Raw genomic sequence first — 26,980 nt, forward strand, 5'->3', positions numbered from 1 at the left:
TGAGGGCACAACCATGGATTCACCTCAAATCCAGTCGGCAAAGCAATGAATTGCTTTAACACACTATTATCTTATCTCGTTTTCACCCCCCATAACAACGTATTTATGATGCGGTACCACGCATATTTTATGCGGTACCACGCACGATCACGCATAAGGTACATCATTCTTCGCATTTCACCGTCAAAAGTGTTAATAAGTAAGAGCTCGCCGATCAAGAGCATTCCAATGAATAAGCATCTGTTCATTATTCATCCAGCGCTTTGTGTCTGTCCATGGGTCATTATAATAAAATCCATTTTCTGTGTAGCCTGTAAGCACCAACGCGTGAAAGTAAAAACCATCATATGTACCCCAGATCACGATCGGATGATCTTTGCTTAAATAGTCTTTCAATTTGTCAGTTGATGCTCCGGTCAAATTCGCAGAATTTCCTGCATACTTTTTCACAAGATACATTAGGGCAGGTGGATAGATGGTCATTCCTGACTTAGAGTACGGACTGCCAACAAACCCGGTATTAGGATCACCGTTTGTTGCACGCGGCATTTCTTCTGCAAGTGCCACTTTGGTCACACGTGCTCCCTTGTAGCGGAGCATCATTGTAACTGCCGTAATTTCGCACCCTGCAGGCAGTTCCGGTAATTGACCAATGACAGCAACATTCATACGATAACTTTTGGGAATTTTAGTTCCTGAATAGATAATCTTAGTCACCGGCTCATTAATCACTTTTTCAGATATTGCCTTTCCCAACACAACCTTACTGCCAACAATTTTTGCCTGATAACGGACAAGTTTTGAACCTTTAATGCCTGTTTGATGAACAGTGGTTTTTCCTCGAACCATTGATGACTTTTCAACATTTTTCGTTTTGAATGTGATGCTTACTTTCTTTTCATAGATTACTTGAACTTTTTTTGAAAGCGATGTTCTGACGCCACCACTTTTAAATGTATAGGTTAGTTTATACGTTCCGACTCTTTTAGTATCCACATGACCTGAAACCTTTAATGACTTCAAGGACTGTTTTTCTCCTTTCTGATTAGTCACGGTAACATTTTTTTTCGGATCAAAATGTTCACCTAAATGAATGGTCTTTGGCACACTTTTTACATTTATTTTGACGTTTAGCCCAGATGCAGTTTCTCCAAACAATTTTAAGGAACAACCGAAAAGTTGAAGAGCAATACTGAGAAAAAATGCAATGATAATATAGCTCTTTAGCCGTTTATACAACTGGTACGTCCCCCCTTTAACCATGAATAACTGTATTACAAAAATTTAACGAAGAATACTTAATTTTTGCTTAAAAAATTTTGGGAGATTACGATTTTTGAATGCCATGTTATTATAGTTATAGATATGAACCAACTATTTGAAACGAGTGGAGGATTTGTTGATGACGGACTTATCTTTTGTAGCAATTGATTTCGAAACCGCGAATGCGCATCGCACATCCCCATGTTCCGTTGGTTTAACAAAAGTGAGCCAAGGACAAGTTGTTGACTCCTATTATTCATTAATTAATCCTGAAGAATTTTTCGATGCGTACAATACACAAATACATGGAATTCATGAGGATGATATAACCACTGCTCCGACAATGGCTGAGCTATATCCAAGACTTCTCTCGTTTATTGGTGGCCTTCCCTTAGTCGCACATAATGCCAGTTTTGATATGAGCGTCTTGCGCTTGACACTGGATAAATATCGGTTGCCTTATCCGGAGGTCAATTATTTTTGTTCCTACATTCTTGCCAAGAAACTATTGACTTTATCATCCTATCGTTTGGATCAAGTTGCTTCATATTACCACATTGCATTTCATCATCACCAAGCCTCTGAGGATGCTTTGGTTTGCGCGGAAATCGTTAAAAACATGATGCAAGAATTTCAACTTGATAGTTTAGATCAAATGCAACGGACAATTAATTACCGGCCCGGCCACTTACATAAGCATTCCTATGCTCCATTCTCATCAGTTGCGAGGCGCCTTCAAGCCGTCGGACACAATAATAGCTAAGAAGCAATTTGACGAACATCATCCGCTTTTTCACCAAGTCGTAGTGTTTACCGGAGTGATTCAATCCATGTCACGTCAGGACGCATGCCAAATCGTGGCTGACTTTGGTGGCATTAACGGCAACAGCGTGACTAAGCAAACAACGCTGCTCGTGGTTGGCAACCCTGATCATCGGACACCTACGAATCAAAAAAGCAGCAAAGAACTCAAGGCAGAAAAACTTTCTTCACAAGGACAAGAGATCAACATCATAAGCGAAAACGAATTTATATTTATGATTAATCTGACGCAAGCCAAAACAGAACAATGAAATTTAGACAACAAATAGTCGAAAATATAAAAGGACCTCCAGCTAATTTCGGTTGTAGATCCTTATCAATTTCTCTACCATGTAACCCATTTTTTATCTAGCGGAGCGTCTTGTCTCATCTTTCCAAATCAGCACACAATAATGAAACGAAATGTGTATTGAGCGAAGAATTGACTGCTTTCTGCGATTGTTATGATATATATTCATAAACAGCCTGATTACTTTCAATCTTTGCTTCCACGTTGGTTGCTCAATTTGTGTTTGAACAGGTTGTTTCATTTACATCCATCCTTTAGGAGGCAAAATGCATGACGACGCCTGACTATAGCCCGTTATTGAAAACCTGATGCCTATTCGACTAACTTTCATACCTTAACTATTAACAAGCATGCCACAATAGCATGGTCATTATTTAATATTCTTAAACATAATAAATGGTGATTAATACCGCTGACAGCGTCAGAAACCACCAATGGATGCTGCATTGAGAAGTATTATTTAAATGAATTATTTTGTAACACAGTGACAGTTTTTTGAGTCGTCCGTGCAGTTTTTTTTGTATATGCTACAAGCCGAACGATGTCGTTACAACATTGCTTTGCACCAATTACCAACAGCGGTACACCGATAAAATCAATTTTTAGCCAACGTGAACACAGACCCCCTATTGTCATAGCAAATGGAACCGTTGGTGATGTATTCGAAAAAATAATCTTTTCACTGCCCTTATATTTTTGCTGCAACAATAAACTTAAATTTGATAATGCTGCAAGCATATGTTTTGATGATCCGCGGCCAACCGTATAAACTGAATTTCCATCATCATCAATTCCATGAAAGATTAGTGTACCCATATCAGCCGAGGTAAGCCGATTAAAATAAGGTACAGATATGATTTCAGCTTTGGTTAATTTATGATCTGGAGATATTTTTTTTAGATGATATGCAGCCGCTAGTGCTGTAGTATGCGTGCCGCCAAAATCATTATATATGTAAATCAATGGGATCATCCTTTTTCATGCAAGTTGACATTAATTTTCCCTATTGAACCATGAATTATCCAATGCCGGTAGATGATTTCAGAGCAGCAACGAAGTAGACAGATACTGTGATTGTTATCTTATTTACACATCAAAGGACAAAATGCAGAAAGACTATTGAAAATCGGGGCAGATTCGGGGCGCAATCAAAAAGAAACCAATAATTGAGCGTTTGCCCCCCCTCTTTTTCAGGGCAAAACAAAAACCCCTCAAAGCCATATGGCTCAAGGGGTTTCAGCAAATCTATTGATTAATATTGTTCCATGTATTGATCGCGTTCCCATGGGTGTACTTGAGTGCGGAACATATCCCATTCAATTTCTTTTGCATCGTTGAAGTGGGAAACCGTATGTTCGCCAAGCGCGCCAGTGATGACTTCGTCTGCATTAAACGCATCGACAGCTTCTTTAAGAGATGCAGGCAATTCATGAATGCCAAGTTCTTCGCGTTCCTGATCGTCCATCACGTAAATACTGCGGTCAACTGAAGCAGGAGGTGTCAAGCCTTTCTTAATACCGTCAAGTCCAGCAGCAAGCAATGCAGCCATGCCTAGGTATGGGTTAGTCGCAGGGTCAACGCTACGTACTTCGATACGTGTGCTGAGACCGCGAGCTGCAGGGATACGAATCAGAGCGCTTCGGTTGCTCAATGACCATGCAATATAGCTTGGTGCTTCATAGCCAGGAACCAAACGTTTGTACGAGTTAACGATCGGGTTCGTAATGGCAGTGAATGCACGCGCATGTTCTAGAGAGCCGGCGATAAATGCCTTTGCTGTCGCACTAAGACCATCTTCAGAATTTGCATCATAAAATGCATTTTCTTTACCCTTGAAAAGAGACATGTTCGAGTGCATACCTGAACCATTTACACCAAACAGCGGCTTAGGCATGAATGTCGCATGCAGTCCGTGCTTACGGGCAATCGTTTTAACAACTAATTTAAATGTCTGGATGTTGTCACAAGTTTTAACAGCATCTGCATATTTGAAGTCGATTTCGTGCTGACCAGGAGCTACTTCATGGTGAGAAGCTTCAATTTCAAAGCCCATGTCTTCGAGCTCAAGGACGATATCACGACGGCAATTTTCGCCAAGATCCGTAGGAGCAAGGTCGAAATATCCGCCTTTATCATTTAAGTCAAGAGTCGGTTCGCCTGATTCATTCAATTTGAAGAGGAAAAATTCTGGTTCCGGTCCAATGTTGAACGAAGTGAATCCAAGTTTCTCCATTTCAGCTAGCTGAGCTTTCAAAACCGAGCGAGGATCGCCTGGGAACGGCGTACGATCTGGTTTGTAAATGTCGCAGATGAGACGTGCAACTTTACCTTTTTCTGCTGTCCAAGGGAAAATGACAAAGCTGTCATAATCAGGATACAAAAGCATGTCTGATTCTTCGATCCTTACAAATCCTTCGATTGAAGAACCATCAAACATAATACTGTTATCAAATGCTTTCCCAAGCTGACTTACGGGAATTTCAACATTTTTAATAATCCCAAGAAAATCAGTGAACTGCAAACGAATAAATTTAACATTTGCTTCATTTACCTTAGAAATAATGTCTTCTTTTGTAAACTTTGCCATTCAAGATCCTCCCCAAAGATAAGTTTCTGTTTTTAAAATTATATACACAGAGAAATATCATCGAAAAAACCGTGATAACTCCCCTTGTATTAACGAAGTTTTGCCAAACTTGCCTGCTTGCACGAGCTCGGACTTAAGGAATTTCATGAGTTCAGCATCCGACATTGCTTTCTTTCCTTCAGCAGGTCGGTTTGCCACTACAGGCTTTTCACTGAGTACTCTCCTAATACCAGCTAAATTGACACCTTCATCTAAAAGAGATTTGATGTCCAAAAGCCGATCGACGTCGTTAAAAGAAAAGACGCGGCGATTTCCTTCACTACGCTCAGGATGAATTAAATCATTTTCTTCATAGTAGCGTATCTGCCTGGCCGTCAGCCCAGTTAATTTCTGAACAATACCCATGGAGAATAAAGGCATTGATCGGCGTACGTTATCAGCCATTTCGCCTCACGCCCCTTCCTTAAACACATTATAACGGGCAGCTGATTTGTTGTCAATCAATGTTAGTTTATCTTACGGCAATTTGTTATGATTTTAATTGAATTGTCACAATTTGATTAAATCATGATCGAGCAGTTCCTTTTCCATTAGATGATTAACCGCAATCATCAGCGCCGCTTTGACATGCTCAAAGGTCAATCCTCCTTGAACATAAAGAGTATACGGAGGACGAATCGGCCCATCCGCCGTTAATTCAAGACTTGCGCCTTGAATAAAAGTGCCCGCTGCCATGATGACATCGCTTGTATATCCCGGCATTGGACTCGGGTAGGGTTGCACATGAGCATTGATTGGGGAAGCCATTTGTATCGCCTGACAGAATGCGATCATTTGATCCGGGTCATGGAAAGTGACTCTCTGAATAAGGTCTGTCCGCATTTTTTCCCATGAAGGCGACGTCTCCATCCCTAATTTTTCCATCAGTGCTGATGTGAAAACTGCACCTTTCACCGCTTGGGCGACCGTATGCGGTGATAGAAAGAATCCTTGATATTGATCTTTGAGTTCACCAAGCGATGGACCTACTTCTTTTCCCAATCCCGGCGCTGTCAACCGTTCCGCACACAACGAGACCAAAGCCTCGCGACCTACTATATAGCCGCCAACTTTTGCCAGTCCTCCACCCGGATTCTTAATTAGAGATCCTGCCATTAAATCCGCACCAACATGACACGGCTCGCGCGTTTCAGTAAATTCGCCATAGCAATTATCGACAAAGATAACAACATCTGGGTGTGCCTTTTTAATTGAGGAAATTGCTTCACCGATCTGACTTATCGCTATGGACGGACGGTTTGCGTAGCCGCAGGAACGCTGAATACCGATCATCTTTGTGTTCGGGGCAATCGCATCAATCACAGCCTGCGTATCTATTCTCCCCTGCCTCAGCGGAACCGATCTGAATTGGATACCAAAATCCTTCAGTGAACCGTGACTGTTTCCCGATAATCCGATCACACCTTCCAATGTGTCATAAGGCTTACCGGTTATGTACATTAACTCATCGCCCGGCCGAAGTACACCAAAAAGTGCGGTTGTGATTGCATGTGTACCCGAAATCATCTGTGAACGCACGAGAGCTGATTCCGCTCCGAAACAATCGGCATACACAGATTCAATACCTTCTCTCCCAAAATCATCATACCCATAACCTGTGCTGCCATTAAAGTGGGCATCACTTATTTTATTTTTCTTAAAACTTGATAAAACGCGGTATTGATTTTCTAGAGCAATCGCATCAACTGCTTTCAATTGTTCTGCAATTTGCGCTTCGACCGCCGCAGATATGCTTATTAATTCTTTTCCAAACGTTAGTGCATCAAACATTTTTATAACTCCTTATTGGTTGAAGCCTGATTATGAATTAACTTCGATGCTATGGCCGTCTCCGGGTAGACGAATCCTTCAACTTCATACTTCTGAGCGTTTTCATCATAGACTTGTTTATTTAAGATCGTGTTCAGTTTAATGTCATTTAATAATTTACCTTCATCGGCATCCAATAGTGCGTGAAAGGGCACCATTTGCTGCACAATCTGCGATTCAATTTCAGCGAGAATCCGATCACGATCATTGATGTCACGCGCAGACACGAGCAAAGAACCTTTGGGAACGATGAATGGAGTCTGAAGCAAATCCTTCTTATTGTAAATTGTCAGCATTGGCAATTCATCTGCGCCCAACTCCTCGAGCAATGCGCGCACCGTCTTCTCGTGGGTGATCAAGTCCGGATCAGATGCGTCAAGCACGTGCACAATAAGTTGCGCGCCTGTTACTTCCTCAAGTGTCGATCGGAATGCAGCAACAAGTTGTGTCGGCAGCTCCTGAATAAATCCTACCGTATCGGACAAAAGACAAATAAACCCATTCAGTAGGTTCATTTTACGCGTCAGAGGGTCCAGTGTTGCGAACAGTTGATTTTCGGCGTATGTACTTGCCGCAGTCAGCTGATTGAACAAGGTTGATTTCCCCGCATTTGTATAGCCAACCAGAACAACCTGGCATTGATTATTCATCATTCGTCGATCACGATAACGTTTACGATGCTGTACAACCGTTTTCAATTGATTACTGATATCCTTCATTCTGCTTCTGATATAGCGTCTATCTGATTCCAGTTTTGTTTCTCCAGGTCCACGAGTCCCGATTCCGCCGCCCAAACGTGAGAGCGACTCGCCCATGCCGCTCAAACGCGGTAGTAAGTACTGAAGCTGAGCAAGTTCAACTTGAAGTTTTCCCTCTCGTGAGCGTGCCCGTACGGCGAAGATGTCCAAAATAAGCTGAGTCCTGTCCAGTACTTTTGCATAGAGCAATGCGCCGAGACGTCCCTGCTGTGACGGGGATAGCTCACCATTAAAGATCACCGTTCCTACGTCTAATTCTTTTTCCAAAGCCTCAAGTTCTTGTAATTTACCACTTCCTATATAAGTGGCTGAGTCAATTTTTTGTCTTTTTTGAGTCACGACGGCAACAACTTGGCCACCAGCCGTTTTCGTCAATGCTTCTAGCTCTTCAAGCGATGATTCAAAATGATCATCGGATTGAGAAGGGAGCTGACAAGCTACGAGTATCACGTTTTCCATAGGTACCTCTCTTTAGTTCCAGGTCATGCTTCATCTGCATGAGACATAACCGATTGTTCTTCTGCTGCCAGATCACAAGCTCGAAGTGTCAGAAGTGCGTCACGATCAAAGCTGTTTTCTCTGACGAGCCGTACTGCTTGCTGACGGATTGTTTTTTCAATAATATTTCGGACATAACGTCCATTGCTGAAATGAGGCTCAAGGCTTGCGACCTTTTGCTGAAGCAAACGAAGTAATTTTTTTTGAGCCTCCGCTGTCATTGTATACTCACGATCGCGGATCATTTGTTTCGCGATATCCAGCAGTTCCATTCCGGAGTAGTCAGGAAAAGACATAATCATCGGAAATCGTGAAGGGAGTCCGGGATTTATTTTTAAGAACTCCTCCATTTCGTCGGAATAGCCCGCAAGAATTAAAATAAATTCGTCTTTATGATCTTCCATTTGCTTCACTAATGTGTCAATTGCTTCCTTACCAAAATCTTTTTCTCCACCACGTGATAGCGAATAAGCTTCATCAATGAAAAGAACACCGCCAAGCGCCCTCTTGACGAGATCTCGCGTTTTTTGCGCAGTCTGCCCAATATATTCGCCAACAAGATCCGCGCGTTCCGCCTCAATCAAGTGACCCTTAGGCAGTATCTCCATTTCCCTGAACAAGTCACTCAAAAGACGCGCAACCGTTGTTTTGCCTGTCCCCGGATTGCCTTTGAACAACATATGGAAGGATTGTTTTCGTACCTTCAGCTGTGCTTCCTCACGTTTGCGATATATATAGAGCCACGCATACAGTTCGCGTACCATATGTTTAATTTGATCCATACCAACCAATCGGTCAAGTTTGGCTTCCAGTTTCTCAAGCGGCTCATGAGTCACGCGCTCATCGATTGGAAAGGGTGTGGTTGTGTTTTTTTCTGTTTTTTGATTGAATACAACATTAATCTGACTTTTCTTCGTAAACGTATAGGCTTCTCGCATAATCCGATCACCTCGCTGTTCTTTGGATCGAGTACCACGTGCGTACCTGCGTTGTTATGTTTACGCCGGTTGGAACGTGTCCGTGATAATTGCCCGCTTTTCAAGTACCCATTAAAAGATGTGTGGACTGCTTTAGTTTATGATTGCCACACTCTATTCAGAATCGACGGATCCAAGATGCGCATTTCGGTGAACCGAATTTATTCCCTCCAAAAAAAGCCCCACGAAACAAAAGAAAGACAGCGCAACCGCTGCCCTTCCAGAATCTATTATGACTCGTCTTGACTGGTCCAATTCACAGGTTTTGAAGGAGTAAACGTGGAAATCGCATGTTTGAAAATTAATTGCTGTTTGCCTTCACTATCCAAAAGCACTGTGAAATTATCGAAGCCCTTGACCTTACCTTTCAATTGAAAACCACTGACAAGAAAGACGGTCACAAACGTTCCTTCTTTTCGCAACTGATTGAGAAATGTATCCTGGATGTTAATTGACTGTTTCATTTTATTCCTCCTCTTTTCTCTCTAAATAAGACTATTTCGATTTAATGTAAAGATATCCTGCATAGAACTCTATTTTTATCTGATCTTTATCTCTGAGAAGGAATTTAATTGTCCAATCAGAAAGATCTACACCTAAGATTATATTTTAAATTTCCATCATTTGCAAAGATCGTTTCGAAAACAATACAATATATGTGAGATTAGTTGACGATAATCACTCATTCGCCTCGTTATCCAAAATAAAGCGATATATTTCTTCAGCTTTTGCCGGGAAATTATGCACAGCTTCGGTCATATCGAACCAGTGTACAGACATTTGCCGTCTGAACCATGTCAGCTGCCGTTTCGCGTAATGACGCGAATTTTTTTTCAACTGATTCACAGCTTCATCAAGTGGACAGGTGTCATCGAAATAGGGGATAAATTCCTTATAGCCGATCGCTTGCATCGCCTGTGCTTCCCCTAGACCTTTTTCATATAATGACCTTGCTTCATCAAGCAGTCCTTCATCCATCATCTGATCAACGCGTGCGTCAATCCGCGCATACAGTGTCTCACGCTCCATTGTCAGCCCGATGCACAGATATGGATAAAGAGGTTGAATCGATTCATCCGGCAAATGGTCGCTAAAAGGTTTCCCGGTTTCATGGTAAACTTCCAATGCCCGCATCACACGTACAAGATTATTCGGATGGATCCGTTTCGCAGCGATAGGGTCCACGCGCGCCAATTGATCAAACAGTTCCCTTCCGCCACCTTCGCGCACAATCCGTGCCAACTCAAGGCGATATTCCGGATTCGCCCCACTTGAAGCGAACTGATAATCAAAAAGCGCTGCCTTGATGTAGAGCCCGGTGCCGCCGACTAGGATCGGCATTTTCCCTTCAGATGAAATAGTGTCGATCATTCGCCGAGCGTCGCATTGATATTCCGCAGCTGTATACGCTTCATTTGGTTCGCAAATATCAATCAGGTGGTGCGGCACGCCTTCCGCTTCCTCATTCGTTACCTTCGCGGTACCAATATTCATCCCACGATACACTTGAAACGCGTCACCGTTAATGATTTCACTGTGAAGGCGCTTAGCAAGTGCCACACTTAACTTTGTCTTACCGACAGCAGTCGGTCCCACAATGACAATCGTCGTTCTTTTCATAAAATAACTCCCAAATAAAATGTGGGTTCAGTATAACACAATTCGAACCACGCGTGCATTGGATCGGGTGATCACGAGGCCAATCGAATGACGTGAGTCGCTAAGATGCCCGATCTGTGAAAGATACGACTACCGCCTCGCGTATAACAATAAGCTTTACTATATGATTCGGTTACATTCAAAAAGCGCACATGGCTTTGACTCATCTTGCCACTCCTTGATGCTTAATAAATCAATTCGATACGATCGCCTCTTTTCATGAACGCCGCCTTCATGATTCTATTATAGTGAACGTACGTTCCTTAGTGTAAGTTAACTCTTTTGATCAATGAAAATATCTGAAAAAATTACTCAATAGTATTACATACCTGTATGTCCATCTTTACGAGCGTTCATTCATGTTGGCAGCTTTATTTTTTCAAAAGCTGCGTGTCATACATGGTAAAATCACAGCGATAAATAAACAGATATTTCCCATCAATAATTAGTCCGGTCGAATTTGGTACTTCAGTCGAAAAATAAGAGACATGATTGCCTGCAAATGTGGCAATTGGTTTCCCAAGCTGTGAACGAATCAGAATTACTTTCGATCGTCCATCGAAATAATTGTGATAGCTGTTAACCATTCGATTAACAAACGGCACACTGCGTTCTTGGTTTTCAACGAGCATCTTTTGCGGTAATTTATTCATGACATCCTGCAAACCTTTTTCATACATAATCAATGTGCTGCCCACATGAACGACTTGCTTTCCGCCAATTGTAATATTTAAAACCGAAGATTCTTTTGTTGTTTCGCCCTTCTCATTCGTGCGGTCAAACTTATTGTCTCGCTTTATCGATCCTGAGACACCTTTTATTGTATCAATCGGCTGCCCATCTGCGTCATAGGTTTGCATCGTAACATTGAGTCCCTTTAAACTTCCTTCAATTTGCGTTGTAAAAAAATCCAACACCTGACATCCGGATAGCACAACGACCGATAAAACGAATAGTGCTGAAATCAATAGGATTTTAATTTTCTTTATCAATGAATCTCTCTCCTGCCTCTTGAGGGAATCTAGTAAGCTACTAAAATCATAGCGCGTGCATCACCTTTTGTCATCCGTCTCGAGACAGAGTTGAAAAAAATGTACAAAAAAAGAGAGCCCTCTCAGGCTCAAGAAATGACACTATACGGTAAACAAAGAATAGCACGCCCCACTGAACAAAATCTGAACAAGAAAAAAAGACGCCGCAGCGCCTTAAAAAGGGGGAAGTTATTGTTTTCATGTTTCTATCCTAGCTTAGAATTCTTAAGAAACCCTTAATATATGTTGCGTTATCTATGATGTTTTCGTTATCCTTTTGTAATCATGATGATGCGCCTGCTTTGACTCTTATTTAGCAATAAAAATAGCATAGATCAGAAAAAGTACTGCTAAAATGACGATGATGGACATGCATCCTGGTCTCCCGATAAAAACACGATCAAAGTTATTGTTTTGCCGTTCATGATTATGATCATCCAATGGGAATGCACGCATCCTTTCTAAAAATACTGACTGAGTGTTCCATCAATTAAACCAGTAAATGATTAGACTTTAAACAAAAATTTCCGTTCATAATCTAGGAGCTCCTGCAATCAATAGAAACGTCGTCCACAAGAGAATCAGCGTACAGATAATAATTCCAATCACCTTTGTAACTAATGTCAGACTATTTTCTTTCCTCGCTTTGTTCAGTGCTACAAGCAAAATTAGGGCTGCAATCGTCGTGACATACGCGATCCCCGCGCCAACCCAATACCAGAGCGGTCTTGGTCCCCAATAAGCCATTCCTTGAAACCCGCTGCTGAACGCAGCGCCAACAAACATAAGAAAAAATGCAATTAAATTAGGGTGTTTCAGTTTACTCATCGTCAATATCCCTCACCTATCAAGTCAATCTGCCTTGTCTCTAAAAATTTAAAATCTTAATTATTTATGCCGGTATAGTACAGACCACCGACGCGCATGAATAAAAATGGACATTCCCGGAAGATCGACGTTTTAATCATACGAAACCATGACTCAATCAATCTTAAACAGCCTGTGAAAAAGATTGATCAACACCTTCAATCCTACCTCAACTATTAATTTTGTGGGGGCAAATTTATTTTGCCCCCTACCCCCGTCACTGCACGTGTTTGAACATCTTTTCCATTTCGTAGGGCGTATAGTCAGAGCCTTTTTTACAGTTTCATATTTTATGAAAATCCCTTTGTAGAGCCATTTTTGAGAATGCCATTTTCAAGTAAAATCATAGCATTTCAAATCTACATGGGCAAATTATGGGCAAGGAGTTGCTGAATAAATGAGTGCAAAAATCAAACTGAGCTCTGTAGAAATTATGATTAATACCAATAACCAAAAGCTTATTGATCTAAGAAAATATGAAGAAGAACATCACAATGATCTGCCAGCAGGCCCTATCTATTGGGCGGTCGTCCATGAAATTGAATATCTCGAGAAACAAAATCAGGAGCTGATCAATTAAAATGTTCAATCAATTTTTAATTGATGCCATAATTGAAGCAATTGATGGGAAAATTTCTGATTTAAGAAAATACGAAAATGAGCATCAGAATGACTTAAACAACCGTGCCGTTTATTACGCAGTTTGCCGTGATATTGATTGGCTTGAAAGAGTAAAAAAGATCTGATTGATGCTTAAATAAGTTGATAGAGAGAGTATTGCAAGATGACCTAATATTTCCCCACTCCCAAGCGAGGGTGTGGGATTTTTTATTGTCGTTGACTAAAAATGGTTCATGAAAATCCTTGGGATTCCATGAACCATTTTTAGTGTCTCTTTGTAACACTTATCAGTGATTAATATATTACACGATAATAATCGGTTGTTGTCATACCGGTCAAAACAAAGGTAGGAGCTAAAAAGAAATTTTATTTTTTATTCCCTGAAAAATCAAAATCCGCCTCAATAAGTTGAAATTCCTGGTTAATCCATTTTTGAACCAACCTGGTAAATGATCGATTCTCTGAATCCAGAATAGTCCTTAACTGATTTTGATTTTTTCTAGTAAGTGTTACGGATTTTCGCATATTTCCACTTATTATAGTGGTTGACCGGATGGCGCTATTTGGCAATGGATGACTATTTCAAGTGGAAGGCACAGCACTCTAAAAAACAGTCTCAGGATTCATTCTAAAGTGTCTTCACTTTCACCTAGCTAACGACCTGTTCCAACTGAGATCAATTGACACACAAATTCGGACTTGACCGGTTTATGCGTTATAATGAGGGCAAGATAGGTGGGATTTAGATATGAACAAATGGACAAAATCAGTAATGATTTCAGTACTTGCTGTAGCGAGCTTACTGACTATAACAGCATGCAATAAACCTAATACTTCCCATACAGCAACAACTAAAGTGGGCTACACGCCTTTAAAGACAGCTGGATCCACTCGTAACGTGGTTGCTACGGGTAAACACGCCCTTTATACGAAACCCGGCACGGTAAAAGGGGCTAAACTAGTGGCTTCCAAGAGCAAGATGGCAAAATTTGCTTCTTATACTCGTGCAGATGCTGATTATTACTATGGTCGTCTGAAGAACCACGCTTATAAGGGTTCAACTTATTATTTCCGTGCCTACGGTTATAAAGTCACCCACACCGGTTCCGTTTATTATCGTGTCGTGACGATGAATGGTAAATATCGGGGTTACATCTATGGGGGTAAAAAAGTAGGTTCATTTGCCGGCGGAGTTAAAAAAGCAACGACTACCCAACCCACAACAATTCCTGCTAACTTTATGAATTACGTCGGGGTTGCCATTCCAGGTACTGTTTGGAATCATGTTCCTTACACTCAATACAAGACTAAGAGCTTTGGTCAAGTAAACTCAACAATTCCAAGTCTGGCTAAATTTAAAGTCACTAAGGCTGTAAAAAGGACTCGGGAACAAGATATTTACTTCTACCTTAAATCTCAAAAGAGCTCAGTACCTTCAGGTTGGGTACGTTTCCGTTACGTTCGTTCTTACAGTGAAATTGAAGGCAATGAAGGCATTATTCGCAATTGATAGCTCTAATGCGTCATGACAGGTCACTCATCAACGATCAACCTGCATTCCCCGTGAATTTATACCTATGATGGAATCGTCACCCCAAGTGCCTTGAACAGATGCATCTGGGTTTTGGTCATCTCACCAATGGATGGCTCATGAACCGCGTTGCCGGAATTGTTCAATGACATCCAATTCATCAAGAACTTCTTGAAGTGTGTACCGTTTGAAGAGGTCATGGTCGCTCGCTCATTGCTTTTTTTATGTATGATAAATAGAACAGGGCAATATATGGAATGGAACGACTGAATGAAGAATTTCGTCGCATGGGATGGGGTACTCATTCGCATTTTTCCAAACGTGAGTCAGTGACTCGCCTCATGGGCTCAGTCTTCATGGAGATCAATGAAAAGTGGCTGGCCGGACGCCGTTCAATCGGAGTATATCCAGAATCGATAATAAAAAAAGGTGCCTAAAATATAAGGTACCTTTTTTTATTACTCAAAAGTAATATTACTTAAAAATAACATGAACGCAAACCTATATTATTGTCAAACGGTTTCGACCGCGATATATATAATGTTCTTTCGACTGATACTTGGGAGAACAGCAATGGAAAAAGATAAAACAGTCTATTGCGATGGCACCCGCCATTTGACAAGAAGTGAACTTCAGAATCTGGTCGAACGTTCAGAAACTAGGCACAATGTTCTGAATGCTGCCCTCCAGAGCTTACTGATCATGTTAGCTCGGCTTTTTTGTTCATTTCATTTTTTAGTGCTTTTTAATGTAGACGCCGGTAAAGTCAACCCGCGGTCCGTAAACCGGATACTGTAATCCCTTGACATAGGGCTTCTGCATCCAAATCTGGCCGTCCTGTTCCAGCGGAATGATCCCCGTATCCTGAATCAGAATTTTTTCTGCTGCTTCCAGGTCATCCCAACGTTTGGTCTCATTGGCCTCATTTTCTGCTGAGGTAATCAGTTTATCATACGTTTTGTTTGACCAGGCTGACGAATTTTCCGGATGTCCGGTCGTGAACATATCCAGATAGGTCATCGGGTCCTGATAATCCGGTGCCCGGCTGGCGTATGAAAGATCAAATTTGAAGTCTGTCCGTAGTTTTAAGAAATTGGCAAAGGGCTGCTGATTGATCGTCACATGAACGCCTTTGAGTTTTTCGAACTGTGAAGCCAGATATTGATTGTAATTCTTCAGCTGATCGCCATCCGGCGTCAGGAAATTGAGATTGAGTGTTTTAATGTTCAATTCTCTTTTGGCCGTTGCCCAATCCTTTTGCGCCTGTTCCGTACTGCCCAGCGGATAACCATTTTCTGTCCCGGCACGGAAATCCTCCTCGTGAGGACCTCTGACGAAGAATTTCGGAACCACAAAGTTCGAAGGCAATAATGAGCCCTTCATCAGCTTTACGACAAATGAATATGCATGACGGTCGATCGATTCGCTGAGCGCTTTACGCAGGGCAGCATTTTTCAAATACTTATTTTTTTGATTCACATAAAGGAAACGGGTTGTCGAGGTCAGGCCGTAATAGAGCTGATCGGGAATCTTATTTTTGAGCTGTTTGGCCTGATCACCGGAGATACTTTCAATCATGTCGGTCTCCCCCGCCTTATACAGGTTCACCTGTGTCGCTTCTTCCTTGATGACACGAACAGTTATCTTCGTCAGATGAATTTTTTTGGCATTCCAATAACTGTTGTTCTTCACATACGTCCAGCCGCTACCTTTATTCCAGGCATGCAGTTTAAACGGCCCATTATATAATAGATTTTTCGGACCCATGGCATACTTTTTGCCTTGCTTGGTAATAAAATCCTGGCGCTGCGGATAAAAGGCTGGCGTCGAAAGCAGGCTTAGGAAGAACGGCGGTGCCGGTTTTGCAAAGGTGACCTGAACTTTATGGGTTCCAATCGCTTTGATACCGAGTTTTTTATACTTGCCATACAACGGATCTTTCGGATTTTCAATTTGTTCCGCGTTCTTGATTCCTGCCGAAGCATACAGGAAATTATAAGCGGGGTTGGCTTTCGGATCGTTTTCATGCTGCCAGCCATAGACAAAATCCTGCGCCGTTACCGGTTTTCCGTCCGACCACTTGATCCCTTTCCTGAGCGTAAACGTATACGTCCGTTTATCAGCGCTTGCTTTAGCGCTCTTCGCCAGATCCAGCTGCACTTCACCACTTGGAGCCCCGAGCTTATCCAGATGCATCCGCGTCAGACCGCTGTTCACCATCGCCAGTGTATTGGTTGACTGCGTGTCCGTCGCCTGCGTATAGTCCAGCGTCGGGATATCGGCAGTCGTCGTGACGCGAAGCACTTGCTTTGCCGCCAGACCGGTCTTCCCTGAAGAAGTTGAAGAGCCTGAAGAAGTTGAAGAGCCTGAAGAGTCAGAAGAGCCACCTCCTGAGCAAGAAGAAAGGATCAGCACGGGGACAAAGACGAGCGGCGCCAGATACTTTGCCCATTTTGATCTCTTTTGCATATGTAATTCCCCCCAAACTTTAAATACGGGTATAAACGGCGATAGGCTGCTAAAAAAGCGAAAAGATCAAACGTCTGAATTTTGCAAAATCAGCCGCAGTTTCGGCACTCAGCCATTTTAATTAGGCAGACATCATCCGTCAAACCTCGGGAATATTATACACCAATTTTCTGGAATGATGATAGAATAGATCTGTTATTCTATTTTCGCAAAAATATATATATAAATTATGGGATTCAATTACAATAAATAGATTTAGCATTTAATGGAGAACGATTGACAGAATCATGAATTCTAAACTACGATAAGAACAAAGAAAGGAGCAGATGATGCCCAGATTAATTTCTATTCAATTAAAAATGGCAACTACGAAATTTCATCTGCTGGGTTGGCTTATCCTTATTGTATGTTCACCCCTTGTGCAATTTTTAATAATCCGACAGGGATACCAATACTTTAAACCTGTCGAAGTCTTTCAAAATACAGTATCCGGTCTGATTGCGCTACTCAGGTTGGGTAAGCGCCATGCGCATTCTTTCTTATTTTGAGATTCAGTGAAATTGAAGGCAATGAAGCCATTATTGATAATCGACAGCTCTAACTCGTCATTACATGTCACTCATCAACGATCAAATAAAAAAAGTTACCTAATATTGGTAGTAGTATTATAGCAAATTATTTAGCACATGAATCCGCACTTTTCGTGGGTGACCCCCGCAACTATGATGCGCGATCACCCACGGCATTGCAGTACAGTAACACATTATTAAAACTAATTATTTTTTTTAGATCCATATAAAATAATTCCCCTTCCCCATACTTGATTTTGGTAACCTTTCCCTTTGCTGTCTCTATAATTGTGAAACCATGTTCACCAGCTTCGGCTACTTTCGCTTTGTTTTGCACACCATCGAGGACAAGCACTAGAATCTTATTTGACTCAATATTTTATGTCACCAATTTTCGATCTGAATTCAGTTCAATTTCCTTTTCACGCATAGTTACCACTCCTCTCTGATTGCATTCATTGTCTGTTTACTTACCATCGTGGCTATCATTTCCATTCGTTTCATCCACGACCTCACAATCAAGCATTCAACCAGGACGTTCATAGATTCCAGTACTTCATTTGTTCATTACAGTTCGAACAGAAATATTCATCCATGATTTTCATCGACCCGGTCATAACCTCAGATATGGAAAATCTATGGTCAATTACATAAAACGTGGTGATAAGTGATAATGCCGGATCATTTATCTTGGTGGATACCGGTCGGCAACTATAACATAGACACAATCAGCGATTCATTAAGAGACTCAAAAAAGCACACAAAATAACCCTACAGTCGATTCACTCCATCTTCTGCACGGTTAAGAATAAAGCCATTGAATTAGAAATGTTGTGCTTTATAAGTTTTAAAACGTATCAATCGCTAAGACGGAGTCAAAATCTTTATGGATACAACCGCGAACTGTGATGCGCAAATCTATCAAGATCACGAACTCACTTGACAAGACTGGTTGTTCCCACCAAATACCGTGTCCAGTATCCGTACGATCACTATTGACGAAAGACTCATCGCACAATTTCTGCAGTATCCGACAGGGGGCAAATCCATTTCCCCCCCCCTTAAAAATCCCTTCACTGCACGCGTTTGAACATCTTTTCCATTTCGTAGGGTGTAAAGTGAACGAGAACCGGACGACCATGTGGGCAGGTGAACGGATCCTTGGCTTTACTGAGTGTGTCGAGCAACGCTTGGATCTCATCCTGGCGCAAATAATGATTGGCTTTGATCGAACGCTTGCAAGACATCATCATCGCAAGTTTCTCACGGAGTTTCTTGATCGATACTTTGCCAGTTTCAATTAATTGATGAACAAGATCATTAATCATTTCTTCTTCTTTACCCTTCGGCATCCACGTTGGGCAGGAACGGATGATCAAGCTGCGCGCACCGAACTCTTCGAAATTCAGGCCAATGTCACGCAGATATTGTTGATATTCTATAACGGTTTCGTATTCAGATGCACTGAATTCAAAGGTCATCGGGACGAGCAGTTCCTGCACTTCGCGTGCTGTTTCACCGACTTTTTCACGAAAGTATTCATATTTGATCCGTTCTTGTGCTGCATGCTGATCAATAATATACAGCCCATCCTCATTTTGAGCGAAAATATAGGTGCCATGCATCTGCCCAATCAGATACAGTTTTGGCATCCGCTTCTTCGGTTCACCGTCAGATTCATTGTCCACAGGTCTTTCCTCATTCACAACTGCTGATTCCGTTTGAAAAGCCGCCGCAATCTCATTAAATTCCGATTGAGCCGCGAAATGGTCAGCTTCCGGTTCACGCACGTGTTCCGTAAAAGCGGAACTGTTCGTTTCATCATCTTTCCATTCTTCTTTATTAGAAAGTTCCGGGCCGGTGACGGCAGCCGGAGAAAAGTCTAAGGCTTGCTGTTCATTCTTTGGTTTATCCGATACCATATGAGGTTTTCCTGAAACAGAAGGAATGAGTCGTTCACGGTGAAAAGCTGCCCGAATCGTTTCGCTGATCAGTGCGCACAGTTCCTTTTCCTTGCTGATTCTGGCCTCCAGCTTAGCCGGATGAACGTTTACATCGACAAGCGATGGATCCATCTGGATATGGAGCACACAAATCGGATAACGCCCGATCATCATCAAGGTGTGGTAGCCATCCATGATTCCGTTGAAAATCGGATAATTTTTGATAAAACGGTTATTGATGAAAATATAGACATACTGTCTGCCTGCTCTGGAAATCTGCGGATGCACCGCAAGGCCCTCCACCTTAAAGTCGAGCGATTCGCCTGAAAAAGAAAAAGCGGCTTTTGCCGTGCGAACACCGTAAATGGCCGCTAGTACATGGCTCAGATTACCACTGCCATTGGTCTGAAAAAGCGTTTTCTGTTCGTGAGTTAAGCTAAAACGCACCTTTGGATAAGCGAGCGCCATACGGTTAACAACGTCGGTAATCTTTCCGAGTTCCGTATGTATACTCTTCAAATATTTCAATCGCGCCGGGGTATTGTAAAAAAGGCGTTCCACCTTTATTTCCGTGCCTTTCCTGCTTTGAGCGAGACCCGATGAGATCACATGGCCGCCTTGCAAAACAAGATGCGTGCCAGGGTGTTCACCATCGGATGTGGACAGTTCCAGATGCGATACCGCCGCGATACTAGGTAACGCTTCGCCGCGAAAGCCTAGTGTTGCAATATGAAAGAGGTCGGAATCCTCATGAATTTTACTCGTCGCATGCCGTTCAAAAGCTATTTTGCAATCTTCGGGAGCGAATCCGCGGCCGTCATCTGTAATTTTGATTGATTTCAATCCGCCCTCTTCTATGTCAATCAATACTGAGGACGCATCTGCGTCAATCGCATTTTCCACCAGTTCCTTGACAACCGATGCCGGACGTTCAACCACTTCTCCGGCGGCTATTTTATTCGCAAGTGTCTCACTGAGCCGTTTAATTACGCCCATGTGAATCTCCCCTTTCACATGCTTACTTCTTTAATGCTTTCTGCAGCTGATAGAGCTTATTCATCGCATCCATCGGATTCATCGTTAACAGTTCAATTTTACCCAACTCATGCAGCACTTTTCGTTCACGCTTACTGAGCGACGGTGCCGTATCTTCTTGTTTCACGTCGGCAAAGAGTGCCAATTGCTCCGGCTCTTCTTCCACAGTCTCAGCTGCCGCAACTTCCTGTTCAGCTTCCTCTTGAATCGTTGAAGCCGTGCTTTCCACCGATTCCGGAGACGACTGTTCAAGTCCCTGCAAAATCTCGTCCGCGCGATCGATCAAATTATCCGGCAGCCCGGCCAGCTTAGCGACATGAATGCCATAGCTTTTGTCTGCCTGACCATCAAGCACTTTATGAAGAAAAACAACCGTACCGTTTTCCTCCATTGCACCAACATGAATATTTTTAAGCCGATCCAATTTCTCCTCGAGAAAGGTCAGCTCATGATAGTGTGTGGAGAAAAAAGTCTTGGCCGCGATATGATCATGAATGTACTCAACAATTGCCTGAGCAATCGCGATCCCGTCGTAAGTCGACGTTCCGCGGCCGATTTCATCAAGCAGAATCAGACTGTTCTGTGTGGCGTGACTAAGCGCGTAATTCGCTTCGTCCATTTCCACCATGAACGTACTTTGGCCGGATACAAGATCATCAGCGGCTCCAATGCGCGTGAAGATTTGATCAAAGACCGGCAGTGTTGCTTGATCTGCTGGTACAAAGCATCCGATTTGAGCCATGATCGCTGTTAGTGCGGCTTGGCGCATGTAGGTACTTTTTCCGCCCATGTTCGGGCCGGTAATCATTAAAAGATCACAAGTCTTGTCCATATTAAAATCGTTTGCAACGAAGGTTCCTCGGCGCATGACGCGTTCGATTACCGGATGCCTGCTGTTCTTAATCGACAGTGTGCGATCTTTTGAAAATTGTGGGCGCACATAGCCGTTGCGATCGCTAACAGAAGCAAAGCTTTGCAGAACATCCAAGCTGCTGACCAGCCGCGCCAACTTCTGCAGACGTGCTGATTGTTCTTTTATTTTTAAACGGACATCGCCGAACAATTGAAATTCAAGACCGACGCGTTTTTCTTCCGCCTCTAAAATAACCCGTTCTTTTTCTTTCAGCTCCGGAGTGATGAATCGCTCTGCATTTGAAAGCGTCTGTCGGCGCTCATAACGTCCTTCTGGAATCAGTTTCAAGTTCGGGCGGGAAACCTCAATGTAGTAGCCGAACACTCGATTATAGCCGATTTTCAGCGATTTAATGCCGGTTTCTTCGCGTTCCTTAGCTTCAAGTTCGGCGATCCAGCGTTTCCCATTTTTCGACGCATCTCTGTATTGATCCAATGTCTCGTTATAGCCTGATTTGATCATTCCACCGTCCGCTGTTGAGAAAGGGGGATCATCGACAACTGCCCCAGCAATCAATTCCCGAACTTCGGCACACGGGTCCATCTCTTGTTCATACTTGGAAAGCGACGCTTCGCCAAGCTCCGCCAAGGTACGCTTGATTTCAGGAATCTGTTCCAGAGAACGCTTGAGCTGCACGACTTCACGTGGATTGACGTTACCAAATGATACGCGGCCGACCAAGCGTTCGAGATCATAAACATTGCCAAGCAGCGAACGCAACGTCTCACGTTCCAATAGATGTTCCTTCAACGCTTCGGCGGCATCCATTCTTTTCTCAATTTGTTTCTGATTAAGCAGCGGTTTCTCGATCCATTGCTTCAGGCGCCTCCCGCCCATCGCTGTCTTCACATCATCGAGCAGCCAAAGAAGTGAACCGTACGTTTTCTTCTCACGATTGGTGTGCGTCAATTCCAAATTGCGCCTGGAATGCTGATCAATCATCATGTATTCATTAATATGGTAGACATCCGCCGGCTGCAAATGATCGAGCGAACGTTTCTGCGTGCTCAGCAAATAATTCAACAATCTGCCTAACGGACGGAGCAGCTTTTCTTGTTCGATCCCTTCAGTAATGCTTTTTAGTTGATCAGGTACTTGGTCTTCTTTGCTTTCTGAGAAAGTCGTATTCAGCCGTTCAACCAATTCCTCTTTTTTTGTTGGATCGAAATCCGGCGTGAGGACAAGTTCACGTACATCGTTCGCATCCATCTCTTGGATAACGCCGTCCCAAGTTGTGATCAACGTGACCCGAGTTTCACCGGTAGTCAAATCGCTCATGGCAAACCCATAGGAGCCATCGGAGGAAGCGTTCAGTGCGGCAAGATAATTATTCTTTTTCGGCTGCAGTGATTCATCCTCCATAATTGTCCCTGGAGTAATTAACTGGATCACTTCGCGGCGAACCATGCCCTTTGCCTGCTTTGGATCTTCCATCTGTTCGCATATTGCGATCTTGTAGCCTTTATCAATTAGTACCTTAATGTATTGTTTCGCCGCGTGATAAGGAATGCCGCACATCGGTATGTATTCATCCTTACCACCGTTCCGAGAGGTGAGCGCTATTTCAAGCTCCTTCGATGCCTTCTTCGCATCCTCAAAAAACATTTCATAGAAATCTCCAAGCCTGAAAAAGAGAAACGCATCTTGGTACTGCGCCTTAATCGCCAAATATTGATGAATCATAGGTGTATAGCTCATTGTCTTCCCACTCCACCTTGCCTATGTTTATATACAATTTATCATTCTATTATTATAGCACAGGGACATACCCGCTTGAGTCGATTCATGTAGTGTATCCCTTTCCAAGTTATCGATCATTTTTTCGGTTTGCATTTCAGAATAAATGATATAATAGACAAAATCGTAATTGAGAGGGACCTGATTCATGAATAAGAATTTAGAATCTTTAAAGAATAATGTCAGAACTGTACTCACCGGCAAGGATAAAATGGTTGAATTCATTTTTATCGCGATGATCTGCGAAGGCCACCTGCTCATGGAGGATGTTCCAGGTACCGGTAAAACAATGATGGCCAAAATCATAGCCAAATCGATAAAAGGCAAGTTTCGACGCGTGCAATTCACGCCGGATCTGCTTCCCTCCGACATTACCGGCATCCGATTTTTCAATCCGAAAACGCAGAATTTCGAACTGAAGATGGGACCGGTGATGACCAATATTCTTCTTGCCGATGAAATTAATCGCGCGACACCGCGCGCACAATCAAGCCTGCTCGAAGTTATGGAAGAACGCCAAGTGACGATTGAAGGCGAAACGTTCGCCATTGACAAACCGTTTCTCGTTATCGCCACACAGAACCCGATTGAATCCCAAGGCACATTTGCGCTTCCTGAAGCGCAAATGGATCGTTTTTTTATGCAGATTTCCTCCGGTTATCCAGATTTCAATGAAGAAAAGGAAATGCTTCGTCTCCATCGAATGGGAAATCCCCTTGAAAAAATTGAAGCAGTCATTGAACAAGAAACGATTGCCCACTTGCAAGAGCAAGTCAAAGCGGTAAAAATGAGCGAACCGGTCGAAGACTATCTGCTTCATATCGTTCGCGCAACACGCGCACATGACTGGGTGGCAAACGGTGTCAGTCCTCGAGGTACGTTAGCATTCATGCGAGGAGCCCAAGCCAAAGCTTTGATCCATGGTCGCGACTACGTGGTTCCTGAAGACGTAAAAGCCATGGCAGCACCCATTCTCGCTCACCGGCTTGTGCTGTCAATGGAAGGGGAATTGCACGCCACTAAGGAACGCGTTATTAATGCCGTGCTTGAGCATATCGATGTACCTGTTGAGGCAGGAGCGTCGCAGAAATGAAAGGATATGCAACCGGGTGGCAAACGCGTAATCAGTCACTCTTTTATTTATTCGGCTTCATTGTCTTTTTCATTGGCTTCATCAGGAATACATTTTTACTGGCACTAACAGGGTTAGTTTTTATTGCACTCGCCTTTGTGTCAAAATGGTATTTAGTACATATGATTCGCTCCTTGTCTATTGAAAATACGGATCGCAGTTTGCGCTTGTCCATTGGTGATACAGGCGATTTGATCATCACTTTTGTCAATCCATCAAAGCTGCCCTTCTTTTCATTAAAAGGCCGCATCGTATCCGACCCGATTGTTTCCTTTTCAAACGAAAGCAGTCACGTAAATGAATCAGAGTATCAATTTACCCTTACGTTGCCCGCTCAGAAAAAGATCCTTGTGCATTGTCCGGTAAAAGCGCTTGAACGTGGAACCGCACGCATGCGTTCGTTTGAATTGACCTGCTCAGATCCGCTTCATGTAGTTACCTGTTCCCTTCATTTTAATGAATTGTTGAAAAGCAGGCTCATCGTTTTTCCGCAACCTGAAGTTGTAAACCATCTGAAACTTGTCGCGCCACAGAATTTAGGCAGTCTTCCATCCGCGCGTTCGCTTTTTCAGGACTATACAGCGCCCGCTGGAATTCGCGATTACGCAACTTCTGATCCATTTAAGCAGATACACTGGATGGCTAGCGCGCGGTTAGGGCGACTTCAGACGAAAACATTTGAACATGTCTCGCAACAAAGCTGGACATTCCTTTTTCTCAATGCGTCAAGCCACATGAGTCATAAACGCTCTGAGGATCTTGAAAAACGCATCTCTGCGGCAGCATGGTTAACGCAGGATGCGCGAAAGCGTCATATTGAATTCTCGCTTTACTGTAATACAAAAACGATTGGAAGAAAGCTATTGGGACTCGATCCTGAAGAAGGCGGTGATCACTTAAGGCAAACATGGGAAATGCTTGCCTTCTTGCAGAAATGGCAAATCAAGACACCGATCCCGCAGGCGATGCGAATTATCGATCGCAAACTGAATCAGACGCGCATCCTGATTATTGCAGCTCTTGATCAACCGGAGCTCGCGTCTCCATTTCTTTCTAAATGGCTAAGAGATGGTCATATTATATTTAAACTGCATGTATCCGATCAGGGATGTGCATTGGAACGGATTGAGAAAGGAGCGATCATGGTTGACTAAATCAAAAGAAATTGTGTCGCTCGCTCTCTACTTTAGTTGCGAGTGGCTGTTCTGCTTTCTCGTCCTCCTTCCGATAATGGCGGGGCAATGGGCGTTACTGATCCCTTTTATCGTGCTCGCGCTTATTCACTGTTCCATGCTTCTTCTATTGAGACAGATGAAACATTCAAGTCTTGCCAGTTTTCTCCTTGTCGCCGTAGTTACCGGTTTGCTTGCATTATTTATTCTTGACCTGAGTTTCTTTGCCAGCGCACTATTAACAGCCATGCTTACCTATTTTTCGCTTAGAAATGATGAAGGCAAAAGTGCCGATAAACTTTGGCGATTCGTTCTGGTATTCTCGAGCATTGTTGTTATCTACGCGCTGTTTGCGCGGATTAACCATCCGAACGCCCTTTTTCTATTGCTGCTTGCTGAGCTTGCGGCGGCAATTACGTGGATTAGTTTGAACAATGGGTTGGGCAACCGATGGCTATCTATCCTATCGACTTCCTTCATAACTGTAGCGGCGATTTTAACCTTAGTCGCAGGCATGTTAAAACCACTTGTCGCGGCGGTTTACGATTTTCTTTTTTATCTTATCATTCGTCCAATTACGTACGGTATTTCAACTGTACTTTTTGGTTGGCTAAATGGTTTTTCTAATAAACAAACCGGCAGAAGAATTCAACAAGCACTTCAAGGATCAAACACAAACAAGCATCCGAGTCAAGGCCTGCCTCCCGATGGTCATCCACTGGTTAATTTTGGATTGCTCTTTGGACTATTGATTGCTGTTGTATTAGTTTTCATCGTTTTCCGGCAACTGCGGCGGATTAAAATAAGTAAGCACACCGCGCCTGCCATGACTACTGAGTTCAAAACCCGAGAAAACCTCCTTTTTGCCGATAAGGATCGTAAACGAAGTGTCAATCGCTTTTTTCCGCCGAAGCATCCTGTCCGACGTGCCATTTACAAGCTTCAAAAGCTGGCATCAAAGCATAAATGCGGACGCGGCGCATCGGAAACATTGTCGGATTGGTTGAAGAGATTGAACCTGAGCGACAAGGATGTGTTAATGACCGCTTATGAAAAAGTTCGTTATGGTGGAAAAGAGCTCACTGAATCGGAACTCAACGCATTTCTTAAAACAGCTAAAAAAGCGGAACAGCAATTAAACAAGCCTGAACATCAGGAAAATGATGTAAAGAGCAGTGAAACATGATAGGATGAAATCATAAACTCGAAGGGATGAACATCCAAATATGTGATTGACG

At 42.9% G+C, this 26,980-nt stretch carries 24 protein-coding genes; 9 read left to right on the top strand and 15 right to left on the bottom strand.

Annotated elements, in window-relative coordinates; all coding sequences use genetic code 11:
• Positions 1-192: 192 nt before the first annotated feature.
• Positions 193-1,239, bottom strand: coding sequence for a C39 family peptidase (locus BM003_RS01600; protein WP_177184576.1), 1,047 nt, complete (start codon positions 1,237-1,239; stop codon positions 193-195).
• 163 nt (positions 1,240-1,402) lie between these two features.
• Here BM003_RS01600 and BM003_RS01605 point away from each other — a divergent pair, with 163 nt between their 5' ends.
• Positions 1,403-2,026, top strand: coding sequence for a 3'-5' exonuclease (locus BM003_RS01605; protein WP_093669389.1), 624 nt, complete (start codon positions 1,403-1,405; stop codon positions 2,024-2,026).
• A complete protein-coding gene (locus BM003_RS01610) occupies positions 1,968-2,336 on the top strand; it encodes a BRCT domain-containing protein (protein WP_093669391.1) in 369 nt (122 codons plus the stop codon). Before BM003_RS01605 ends, BM003_RS01610 begins: the two co-directional genes overlap by 59 nt.
• Before the next feature lie 494 nt (positions 2,337-2,830).
• Here the strand turns inward: BM003_RS01610 and BM003_RS01615 are convergent, their stop codons facing one another.
• The 10 genes from BM003_RS01615 to BM003_RS01660 form a co-directional block, all read right to left on the bottom strand.
• Entirely contained in the window at positions 2,831-3,337 is a 507-nt protein-coding gene (locus BM003_RS01615) for a DUF3189 family protein (protein ID WP_093669393.1), read from the bottom strand.
• 289 nt (positions 3,338-3,626) lie between these two features.
• Complete coding sequence (gene glnA, locus BM003_RS01620) at positions 3,627-4,961, bottom strand: type I glutamate--ammonia ligase (protein WP_093669395.1); 1,335 nt, start codon at positions 4,959-4,961, stop codon at positions 3,627-3,629.
• 57 nt (positions 4,962-5,018) lie between these two features.
• Positions 5,019-5,405 carry a MerR family transcriptional regulator gene (locus tag BM003_RS01625; protein WP_093669397.1) on the bottom strand — a complete coding sequence of 129 codons (387 nt, stop codon included), beginning with the start codon at positions 5,403-5,405 and terminating at the stop codon, positions 5,019-5,021.
• Between the two features lie 105 nt (positions 5,406-5,510).
• Positions 5,511-6,791 carry a methionine gamma-lyase family protein gene (locus BM003_RS01630; RefSeq protein WP_093669399.1) on the bottom strand — a complete coding sequence of 427 codons (1,281 nt, stop codon included), beginning with the start codon at positions 6,789-6,791 and terminating at the stop codon, positions 5,511-5,513.
• 2 nt (positions 6,792-6,793) lie between these two features.
• The gene (gene hflX, locus BM003_RS01635) at positions 6,794-8,047 is read right to left on the bottom strand and encodes a GTPase HflX (RefSeq protein WP_093669401.1); all 1,254 of its coding nucleotides are present in this window, start codon (positions 8,045-8,047) and stop codon (positions 6,794-6,796) included.
• A gap of 23 nt (positions 8,048-8,070) precedes the next feature.
• Positions 8,071-9,024, bottom strand: a complete 954-nt coding sequence (locus tag BM003_RS01640) for an AAA family ATPase (protein WP_177184578.1) — start codon at positions 9,022-9,024, stop codon at positions 8,071-8,073.
• Between the two features lie 269 nt (positions 9,025-9,293).
• A complete protein-coding gene (gene hfq, locus BM003_RS01645; RefSeq protein ID WP_093669405.1) occupies positions 9,294-9,527 on the bottom strand; it encodes an RNA chaperone Hfq in 234 nt (77 codons plus the stop codon).
• Positions 9,528-9,741: 214 nt separating this feature from the next.
• Positions 9,742-10,683: a tRNA (adenosine(37)-N6)-dimethylallyltransferase MiaA gene (gene miaA, locus BM003_RS01650; protein WP_093669407.1), complete on the bottom strand. Its 942-nt coding sequence runs from the start codon at positions 10,681-10,683 to the stop codon at positions 9,742-9,744.
• A gap of 410 nt (positions 10,684-11,093) precedes the next feature.
• Positions 11,094-11,714: a DUF5052 family protein gene (locus BM003_RS01655; RefSeq protein ID WP_093669409.1), complete on the bottom strand. Its 621-nt coding sequence runs from the start codon at positions 11,712-11,714 to the stop codon at positions 11,094-11,096.
• A 570-nt stretch (positions 11,715-12,284) separates the two neighbouring features.
• Positions 12,285-12,581: a hypothetical protein gene (locus BM003_RS01660; RefSeq protein WP_093669410.1), complete on the bottom strand. Its 297-nt coding sequence runs from the start codon at positions 12,579-12,581 to the stop codon at positions 12,285-12,287.
• 436 nt (positions 12,582-13,017) lie between these two features.
• Between BM003_RS01660 and BM003_RS01665 the strand changes: the two genes are divergently transcribed.
• The 4 genes from BM003_RS01665 (at position 13,018) to BM003_RS18180 (ending at position 15,209) form a co-directional block, all read left to right on the top strand.
• Positions 13,018-13,200, top strand: a complete 183-nt coding sequence (locus BM003_RS01665; protein ID WP_093669411.1) for a hypothetical protein — start codon at positions 13,018-13,020, stop codon at positions 13,198-13,200.
• A 1-nt stretch (position 13,201) separates the two neighbouring features.
• Positions 13,202-13,366: a hypothetical protein gene (locus tag BM003_RS17480; RefSeq protein ID WP_177184579.1), complete on the top strand. Its 165-nt coding sequence runs from the start codon at positions 13,202-13,204 to the stop codon at positions 13,364-13,366.
• A 623-nt stretch (positions 13,367-13,989) separates the two neighbouring features.
• Positions 13,990-14,751: a hypothetical protein gene (locus BM003_RS01670; RefSeq protein WP_093669412.1), complete on the top strand. Its 762-nt coding sequence runs from the start codon at positions 13,990-13,992 to the stop codon at positions 14,749-14,751.
• 308 nt (positions 14,752-15,059) lie between these two features.
• Positions 15,060-15,209: a hypothetical protein gene (locus BM003_RS18180; RefSeq protein ID WP_425441033.1), complete on the top strand. Its 150-nt coding sequence runs from the start codon at positions 15,060-15,062 to the stop codon at positions 15,207-15,209.
• 298 nt (positions 15,210-15,507) lie between these two features.
• Here the strand turns inward: BM003_RS18180 and BM003_RS01675 are convergent, their stop codons facing one another.
• The 4 genes from BM003_RS01675 to mutS all read right to left on the bottom strand — a co-directional run bounded on the left by BM003_RS01675 (position 15,508) and on the right by mutS (position 23,399).
• A complete protein-coding gene (locus tag BM003_RS01675) occupies positions 15,508-17,241 on the bottom strand; it encodes a peptide ABC transporter substrate-binding protein (RefSeq protein ID WP_093669413.1) in 1,734 nt (577 codons plus the stop codon).
• Between the two features lie 720 nt (positions 17,242-17,961).
• Entirely contained in the window at positions 17,962-18,186 is a 225-nt protein-coding gene (locus BM003_RS01685) for an XtrA/YqaO family protein (RefSeq protein WP_281242856.1), read from the bottom strand.
• A 697-nt stretch (positions 18,187-18,883) separates the two neighbouring features.
• Complete coding sequence (mutL, locus tag BM003_RS01690) at positions 18,884-20,749, bottom strand: DNA mismatch repair endonuclease MutL (RefSeq protein ID WP_093669416.1); 1,866 nt, start codon at positions 20,747-20,749, stop codon at positions 18,884-18,886.
• A gap of 22 nt (positions 20,750-20,771) precedes the next feature.
• The gene (gene mutS / locus BM003_RS01695; protein WP_093669418.1) at positions 20,772-23,399 is read right to left on the bottom strand and encodes a DNA mismatch repair protein MutS; all 2,628 of its coding nucleotides are present in this window, start codon (positions 23,397-23,399) and stop codon (positions 20,772-20,774) included.
• Positions 23,400-23,586: 187 nt separating this feature from the next.
• Here mutS and BM003_RS01700 point away from each other — a divergent pair, with 187 nt between their 5' ends.
• The 3 genes from BM003_RS01700 to BM003_RS01710 are packed head-to-tail and all read left to right on the top strand — an operon-like array spanning position 23,587 to position 26,928.
• Positions 23,587-24,531 (top strand): AAA family ATPase, encoded by a 945-nt coding sequence (locus BM003_RS01700; protein ID WP_093669420.1) that lies wholly within the window; start codon positions 23,587-23,589, stop codon positions 24,529-24,531.
• Entirely contained in the window at positions 24,528-25,724 is a 1,197-nt protein-coding gene (locus BM003_RS01705) for a DUF58 domain-containing protein (protein ID WP_093669422.1), read from the top strand. Before BM003_RS01700 ends, BM003_RS01705 begins: the two co-directional genes overlap by 4 nt.
• A complete protein-coding gene (locus BM003_RS01710; protein WP_093669424.1) occupies positions 25,717-26,928 on the top strand; it encodes a hypothetical protein in 1,212 nt (403 codons plus the stop codon). Before BM003_RS01705 ends, BM003_RS01710 begins: the two co-directional genes overlap by 8 nt.
• The last annotated feature ends 52 nt before the right edge of the window (positions 26,929-26,980 follow it).

Origin of the sequence: Sporolactobacillus nakayamae (genome assembly GCF_900113325.1) — a bacterium.
GTDB classification, from domain to species: Bacteria; Bacillota; Bacilli; order Bacillales; family Sporolactobacillaceae; genus Sporolactobacillus; species Sporolactobacillus nakayamae.